The sequence below is a fragment of the Frankia sp. CcCS3 genome (assembly GCF_977927575.1).
The window spans coordinates 23,122-30,903 of sequence record NZ_CDWRCL010000022.1 but is presented as its reverse complement, the minus strand read 5'-3'; the positions used below and the strand labels follow the sequence as shown (position 1 = coordinate 30,903).

The 7,782-nt window shown below is 67.2% G+C and carries 7 protein-coding genes and 2 pseudogenes; 7 read left to right on the top strand and 2 right to left on the bottom strand.

Annotated features, from left to right (window positions below):
• Positions 1–205 (top strand): annotated as a pseudogene (locus AC08OQ_RS03995) (CoA ester lyase); the annotation flags it as partial.
• 186 nt (positions 206–391) lie between these two features.
• On the opposite strand, the gene AC08OQ_RS03990 reads toward AC08OQ_RS03995, so the two are convergent.
• Both AC08OQ_RS03990 and AC08OQ_RS03985 read right to left on the bottom strand, forming a co-directional pair.
• The gene (locus AC08OQ_RS03990) at positions 392–1,678 is read right to left on the bottom strand and encodes an MFS transporter (RefSeq protein ID WP_476599009.1); all 1,287 of its coding nucleotides are present in this window, start codon (positions 1,676–1,678) and stop codon (positions 392–394) included.
• A 171-nt stretch (positions 1,679–1,849) separates the two neighbouring features.
• Complete coding sequence (locus AC08OQ_RS03985; RefSeq protein ID WP_476599007.1) at positions 1,850–3,007, bottom strand: PucR family transcriptional regulator; 1,158 nt, start codon at positions 3,005–3,007, stop codon at positions 1,850–1,852.
• 227 nt (positions 3,008–3,234) lie between these two features.
• Between AC08OQ_RS03985 and AC08OQ_RS03980 the strand changes: the two genes are divergently transcribed.
• The 6 genes and pseudogenes from AC08OQ_RS03980 (at position 3,235) to AC08OQ_RS03955 (ending at position 7,770) form a co-directional block, all read left to right on the top strand.
• On the top strand, positions 3,235–3,723 hold the full coding sequence (locus tag AC08OQ_RS03980; protein ID WP_462188529.1) for a 2,4'-dihydroxyacetophenone dioxygenase family protein: 489 nt from the start codon (positions 3,235–3,237) through the stop codon (positions 3,721–3,723).
• A gap of 147 nt (positions 3,724–3,870) precedes the next feature.
• Positions 3,871–4,191 (top strand): hypothetical protein, encoded by a 321-nt coding sequence (locus AC08OQ_RS03975; protein ID WP_476599005.1) that lies wholly within the window; start codon positions 3,871–3,873, stop codon positions 4,189–4,191.
• Positions 4,092–4,526, top strand: a pseudogene (locus AC08OQ_RS03970) (transposase); the annotation flags it as partial. The gene AC08OQ_RS03975 and the pseudogene AC08OQ_RS03970, both read left to right, overlap by 100 nt.
• The gene (locus AC08OQ_RS03965; protein WP_476599003.1) at positions 4,453–4,920 is read left to right on the top strand and encodes a transposase; all 468 of its coding nucleotides are present in this window, start codon (positions 4,453–4,455) and stop codon (positions 4,918–4,920) included. The pseudogene AC08OQ_RS03970 and the gene AC08OQ_RS03965, both read left to right, overlap by 74 nt.
• Positions 4,921–5,107: 187 nt before the next feature.
• Positions 5,108–6,157 (top strand): AraC family transcriptional regulator, encoded by a 1,050-nt coding sequence (locus tag AC08OQ_RS03960; protein ID WP_476599001.1) that lies wholly within the window; start codon positions 5,108–5,110, stop codon positions 6,155–6,157.
• 734 nt (positions 6,158–6,891) lie between these two features.
• A complete protein-coding gene (locus AC08OQ_RS03955; protein ID WP_462203670.1) occupies positions 6,892–7,770 on the top strand; it encodes an undecaprenyl-diphosphate phosphatase in 879 nt (292 codons plus the stop codon).
• The last annotated feature ends 12 nt before the right edge of the window (positions 7,771–7,782 follow it).

Here is a 7,782-nt window from a genome sequence, read left to right as displayed (position 1 = left end):
TAACCGCACGTTCTCACCCACCGAGGCCCAGGTCGCGCAGGCCGCGGAGATCGTGCGGGTGTGGGAGGAGGCACTACGCGAAGGCCGCGGAGTGGCGACCGTCGACGGCCGGCTGATCGAGAACCTGCACGTCGACAACGCGCGCCGGATTCTCGCCGTCAGCGTGGCCATCGCGGGTCTGGCCGACGGCCAGACGGCCTCCTGACGGTAGCTGTTCTGGCCGTAACTGTTCTGGCCGTAGCTGTTCTGACGGTGACAGTTCAGCCGCTCCGACGGCTGTAGGGATGCGACAGCCTCTCCACCGCGGTGGAAATCACCGCGGTGGAAGCCACCGTCGTTCTCTGCCAGCGTGATCCAGACTCTCGGACCCGCGGGCGATGTCTCCTGTCGGTCAGTGCAGGGGCCGGTGCGCGGTCTCGGGGAGCCGGCTGAAGACCACGGTGCTGACCAGGGCGACGGCGGTGACGTACCAGCCGAAGGAGGCGGGGTGGCCGATGTCCACGAGGTAGGTGGCGACGTAGGGGCCGGTGCCGCCGAAGAGGGCGACGGAGAGCGCATAGGGGAACCCGATACCGGAGCTGCGCAGGCGCGCCGGGAACAGCTCGGCGACCACCGCGCTCGAGATGCACGACCAGCAGGCGAGGAACACCAGCCCCATGATCTGGACCAGGAGCAGCCTGGTGGTCGAGCCGTCCAGGAGGGCCAGCATCGGAACCGTGCCGACCACGAAGAAGGTGCCGAAGGTGAGCAGCATCGGCCGCCTGCCGACGCGGTCCGAGATCGCTCCGAAGACCGGCTGCAGGGCGAGGAAGATGGTCAGCGCGACGACACCGGAGAGCAGGCCGTGCTTGAGGTTGGAGCCCACCGTGATGTTCGCGTACGTCGGCAGGTAGGCGGTCCATACATAGAACACCAGCGCCGGGGCCGCGGTCAGTCCGAACACCTGGAGGGATTCCCTGGGGTGCCGGCGGAGGAACTCGAACATGTCGGCACGACGGGCACCGGCCGGCTCGTCCGCCGTCTTGGTGAGGGTCTCCTTGGCGTGCGTCCGGATCCACATGCCGACCACGGCCGCGACCGAGCCGAGCAGGAAGGGGATCCTCCAGCCCCAGCTGGTCATGTTCTGCGAGTCCAGCGTGCTGGCGAGTAAGGCGCTGATTCCGATCGCCGCCAGGTTGGCCGAGGTCGCACTGATGTAGAAGAAGCTCGAGTACAGCTCCCGACGGCCATCCGGTGCGGACTCGATGAGAAACGCGCTTCCCGCGGCATACTCGCCTCCCGTGGAGGCGCCCTGGATCAGCCGGGCCAGCAGGAGCAGCGCCGGGGCGGCGACCCCGACCTGCTCGTAGGTGGGGGCAAGCCCGATGATGAGACTGCCCAGGCCCATGCCCATAATCGTGGTGCTAAGCGTCCTGCGGCGGCCGATCCGGTCGGCGAGAATCCCGAGGATCAGCGATCCGACCGGGCGGGCGAAGAATCCGACGGCGAAGATCGCTAACGTCGACATCAGCGGCACCAGGCTGCCTCCCGGGCTGGCCGGGAAGAACTGCGTGGAGAAGTACACCGCAAGCATCGAGTAGATGTACCAGTCGAACCATTCGACGGCGTTGCCGACGGAAGCGGCCAGGAGCTGCCGATAATGGTTGGTCCGCTCTCGGAGGCCGGTTGTTGCTGTCATCGAAGCGGTCATGGGTTGCTCCCCTGTTGGGCGGCGGCCGAGACCGCCAGCTCGGGACGTCGAGCTCTGATGGGCCCGATAGCGGGTACGGATTCCCAACAGGATGTGGCGTGCGACACATTGGAGGCTACGGGCGGGATGCCAACGTGGCGCCCCTTGCTTCGTAGGCGGCTACGAAACCGGCGGGGCTGCCGTCTCCGCGTGGAAGGCCCAGGACAGTTCCACCAGGGTGTCGGTGTCGTCCAGGGACCGCCCGGTCAGCTCCTCGAACCGGGCTAACCGGTAGCGCAGCGTGTTGACGTGTATGTGCAGCGCCTCGGCGGTCCGCGGGATGTTACGGCCATTGGCCAGGTAGCAGCGGAGCGACTCGACGACTTCCTCCCCGAACGCACCGGTGCCCCGGAGCGGCTGGAGGTAGCGGGCCCGCATCAGTGCGGTCACGTCCGCCGCGCGCGGCACGGCCACCCGCCAGCCGAGGCCCTCGAGGGTGTGCACGCCCTCGTTGTGGCGCAGTCGGGCCGCGGCCAATACGTCGTTGGCCACCGAGAAGGACGTCGCGACCCGGTCCAGCGGCCCCTCGGGCCCGGCGGCGACCAGCAGCCCCGGGACCGCGGGTGGCAGCCCCGACACGATCCCCACGAGCCGGCCTTGGGAGGGCACCAGGAGCAGGACCACGTTGCTGCGCCGGCATCCCTGGTTGATCAGGTTGAGGGCCTGGTCCAGCTCCGCTTCCGGTAAGGCGGCAGTGCACACCGCCCGCAGGTGTGTGTCGCGCCGCACGTGGTAGCGGATGCACCCCTGCTCAATCTGCGTCGGCGACAGGGTGCCGGCGAGCAGCCCGGCGAGCCATTCGTCCCTGCGCCTTCGGTCCGCCACCGCATGCGACAGGCCGTACTCGCGGTAGGCGCTCGCCGCACGAGCGGAGAACACGTCACTCAGCTTCCACAGCAGCGAGGTGAGGGTGAGCGACTCGGGGTGGTCGACCCCGAACTCCTGGGCGCGATCCACCAGCCGGTCCTGGATGCTCGCTATGCAGATGCGGAAGCCGCCCATGATGTCCTCGATCGGCACGCCCTGCTGGAGCCGTTCCAGCGTTGTGCGCTCGGCCTGCCAGATCTCCGAGCTCGGCGGCACGACGCCCGCCCGCAGGGTGCGGCACGCCAGCACGACGTTGCGGTGGATGCTCGTCACCAGCGCCTCGGTCGGGACCACCTCATAGGCCGGGATCTCGCGCCGGACACGCTCGATCGTGGGATCCACCAGTCCCTCGTCGCGTTCCAGCGCAGCGGTGAGTTCTCGCACACGGTCGTCGGACGTCCGCATCATCATGGGATTATCCTGCCCGGCGGTGTCGTCGGCACCCCGGTCCTCGCCCCAACGGCGCGCGTGGCACCCGTGCTTGTCGCGCGTGTTCAGGGATCTGTCACCGCTGTTCTATCTCGGATCTTTTGGTGGGTCCAGAATCAAACCCTACCGCTCGCCTAGCCGGCCGTTCCCCGCCGGATCCAGACGATTCCGAAGGCAGGGATCGACGCCAATCTCCCGAGGAGACGCAGATGACGACACTGGTCAATCCCCTCCAACATTTCGCTCCAACGCACACGGGAGTCGACGATCTTCCGTGGGTTCCGTTCACGCCTTACACGAACGAGGTGGAATTAAAGATCCTTCATGTGGATCTGGTCAAGAGCGAGACACAAATGCTTCTGCGGGCGCCGGGGGGAGCCTCGCTGGGTGTGCATGACCATTATGGTCGCGTGCTTGTCTACACGATTCGAGGGAAATGGCGGTACGCGGAGCACGCCTGGGTGTCGGGGCCGGGTGACTTCGTGTACGAGGTCGCCAACAGCAGGCACACGTTCATTGTGGAGCCTGACGAGGGCATCGAGGTGTTCATCTCGGTTGAAGGAGCTATTGCTTTCCTCGGCCCAAACGACGAGATCATCGGCATCGAGCAGGCCCATACGTTCGCCGAGCGATACAACGAGTACTGCAGGAAGCACGGGATCATCCCGGTTGACCTGACCAGCTTCGCCCTTTCGTAGCCAGTCGGTCGCTACTCGTACACCACGGGCGTGGACTCCACTACCGCGACTTACCTGGGCTTCCCGCACGTCTTTCCACTGCTTATGCGGCCCTACGCGGTTGGCCGTGAGCCGTGTTTGAACACCAGCGTTCAGTGACCGCCTGCTGTGACGGGGTGTGACCGTGCAGGGCTCGGGGCAAGGGACACACCCGCCGATGACGAACGGCCAGGTCAGCGACCTGGCGTCGGCCGGTTCGCACAGCCGGCGGGCGTCGGCCGTGCGAACCGGCTGTCGCTGCGGGCGGCGCTGCCCGACGTGTCGGTGCTCGGGATCGACGACCAGCGGCGCGGCTCGCCGCGTTTCCACCGCGACCCGCTCACCGGGGCGTGGGTGACCGACGCCGACCGCTGGCAGACGGTGCTCATCGACTCCGCCGGCGATCAGGGTCTGCTTGGGTCGTCGAGCGGAGGGCTCCGAAGCCCGTGACCAGCTGGATCCTCGCCCAGCCCGCGGCCTGGCGTGCCCGGATCAGCGCCGTGACCATCGGCATGTCCACGACCTACAAGGCGGTCGCCTGCGCCGCGCTCCCGCACGCCCAGTTGGCCGTGGACCCGTTCCACACCGCCCAGCTCGGCAACAAGGCCGTCAGTGACGTACGCCGCCGTGTCAGCCACCAGCTACGCCACCGCCGCGGCCGTGCCACCGACCCCGAGTACACGATCAAAGACCGGCTGCTGTGGGGCCCGGATGCGCTTTCCGACCGCGGGCGCCGCCGCATCCTCGAGACCTTCACGGTTCTCGAGGACCTCGACGGTGAGGCCGCCCACGCGCTGCGCACCGCCTGGAACGCCAAGAATCTGCTGCTCGACCTGCTCGCGCTCTCCCCGGCCCGCACCGGCGTCGCGACCACCCCGCACCGACATCGCCAGGGCCCTGACCAGGTTCCTCGGCTACTGCGCGACCTTCGGAAAGGACGTCCCCGAGGTCGTCACCCTTGCCGAGAGGATCTTCGACTGGCGCAACGAGATCGCCACCGCGATCCTCCTCGGACTCTCCAACGCCGCCGAGGCCGTCAACCGGGTCACCAAGCTCGTCTACCGCACCGCCTTCGGCCTGCGCAACGTCCCGAACCAGCAGCGCCGCGCCAGCTACGCCACCACCCGAAGTAGCCGCCCCGACTGGCTACCCGCCACCACCCACCCCAACGTCCAATAACCGGCCAGCTACGACTCCCGGTGAACTGCGTAGGAGTCGAAATGAAATAACTTGCGCGTTTCGAACCCTCCACAGGCCTGTGACCTGCGATGATGCTCTCGATCACGTATTTGTTACTTCATTACGTCCCCGTAGAGCCGCTTATGCTTGCAGGCGCGGCGGCCCAGGTTCCCGGTAGGAGGTCATCATGCGGACCTACGAGATGTACGACCTTGTCGATGTACCCCATCGCGACCGTCCTGGACGCTGGGAGGAGATCCTGGGCAGCACGGTGACGCCATTCCACACTGATGTTCCTCCAGGGAAATTACCCTACCGTGCCTCGATTGAGCGTCGCTGGTTCGATGACATCGCGCTGCTGGATATCGCATGTGATCCGTGTAGGGGTGAACGTAGTCGAAGTCTGATCAGCCGGACCAGCGAGGAAAATATTGCGATCTTCTTCGCTACCGCTGGGACTGAACGGCTTGCCATCGAGGACAAGAAGATTGTTGTCACTCCGGGCAGCTTCGTGGCTTGGAACAGCACGCAAAGGATGCGGTTCGAAGTTGTTGAGCACTTCCGCAAAATTACCCTGGTAATGCCGAGGGTGGCGCTGGAAGAGGTCTTGGAGAGCCCGTGGTTGGAAGCCGACCTCGTGGTGGACGTGAACGCTCCCGCGATCAGGTTGTTGCGCAGTTATATCGCCTCACTTGCCAGCCTCCCGCACGAGATTCCCGCCCCCACCATAACGGCGGCCCGCAACGCGGCATTGGAGTTGGTGGCCGCGGCGGTGCGCCCCGAGGCCACGTTCACGAATGCGATCACTGGGGAAGCGATGCGGCTCGCAGTGGAACGCTGGATAGCTCGAAACCTTGGCCACCGCGACGTCAGTGCCGCTGCGGCGGCCGCTGCGCAGTGTGTGTCTGTCCGCACGCTGCAGCGCGGCTTCGCCGCGACAGGAAACAGCTACAGCGCCGCCGTCCGCTCCCAGCGACTCGCACGAGCCCGCCGGGACCTGATCGAGGGATCATGCTCTATTCAGGCGATCGCCAGCCGTTGGGGTTTTGCGGACACGAGTCACTTCTGTCGAGAATTCAAACGGCTGTATGGTGCGACGCCGACTTGTTACCGTGATTCGGTCGCCTTATCGTTCGCCCACGTGGGCGAACCCGATTTTCGGGACGATCCGGACGGTGGAGCGCAGCCCTCCAGAACCGCGTCCCAGACGTCCAGGACGTCCAGGCTGCATGACTGATCGCGTCGTCCGTCCGGTCGGCACTTGTCCCGGATGTCCAGGACGGGCCGGACTGGCGGCGGGTCAGGTCGGGGGAGGCCGGGTTGGGTCGGATCAGGCGGGGCGAGCGGCCGGCTGGCCCAGCCAGCGTCGCACCAGACTGGTCAGAACCAGGATCACGGCTGTTCCGACCACTTCAATGATCACATTCGCGAGCAGATGACTCATCGTGCAACCTCCTATGCGTACTGTGTCGCTCCCCGGCCCTGATCGGGGCGCGCCAGACCGCCACGAGGCGGGCGGTCCGTACTTCCGGGTGACACGGTGCGGGCCAAAGATGAACAGAAAGCGAGCGATCTCGTTCGGTTGCATGGCCAGAGCATAAACCCGCCCGTTCGTCGCGGTCCGTGACTGTCCGACGAACCGCCAGGTCAGCCCGTGTGGGGGGCCTGCTGCGGGGTGGGCTCGGCCCGATCCGGCGGAACCCCGATCGGACCAGGTCGATCGGACCAGGTCGGAGGATCGGAGAAGGCGGGGACGCCGTCACCCGGCATCCGCCCGCACTTCACCCTTCGCTACGGTGAAGCCGTGGTCGGGTGTGCGTGGATGACGCGAACAGGTCGGGCGCGGAGCCGGCAGACCGATCGTCGTTCCGCGTGGCCTCCGGACCCGGCGGCCTCGCCGGACGGGCTGAACGGACCGGATGGGCCGGGTAGGCCGGACTCGTCTGGCTCGTGGGCCAGGTCGGCGCGTCGATGAACTTCTTCGAGGGGACGGTCCTCGGTCTCGTTCAGGGGCTCACCGAGTTTCTCCCGGTCTCGTCCAGCGCCCACCTGCGCATCGCCGCCGCGCTCGCCGGCTGGGAGGACCCGGGCGCCGCGTTCACCGCTGTGACCCAGATCGGCACCGAGGCCGCCGTGCTGATCTACTTCCGTAAGGATATCGCCCGCATCGTGGCGGCGTGGGCGCGCTCGCTCACCCGCCGGGCGATGCGTAAGGACCCCGACGCCCGGATGGGCTGGCTGGTCATCCTCGGCACCCTTCCGATCGGCCTGCTCGGGGTGACGCTGCAGGACGCCATCGAGGGCCCGTTCCGCGACCTGCGGCTGATTGCCACGACGCTGATCGTGCTTGGCCTGATCCTGGGCGGCGCGGACTGGTACGCCTCGAAGGGGCGGCCGCAGGGTCGTCATTCGCCGCCCCGCCCGCGCAAAGTGCTCGAGGACTTGTCGGTGCGTGACGGGCTCTTCTATGGCCTCGCCCAGGCTGCCGCGCTGATCCCCGGCGTCTCCCGGTCCGGTGCGACGATCAGCGGGGGCCTGCTCCTCGGCTACACCCGCGAGGCCGCGGCCCGGTACTCTTTCCTGCTGGCGATGCCGGCGGTGCTGGCGTCCGGGGTCTTCGAACTGCGCTCCATCGGTGGGAAGGATGCCGACGTCGCCTGGGGCCCGACGATCCTCGCCACGCTCGTGGCGTTCGCCACCGGGTACGCCGCGATCGCGTGGTTCCTACGGTACATTTCGACGCGCAGTTTCGCGCCCTTCGTGCTGTATCGCGTGGGGCTGGGGTTGCTGCTGTTCTCCCTGCTGGCCGGGGGTGCCCTCAGCCCCGGCGCCGGTGCCCCCCCGGGCTGAACGGGCGGGGAG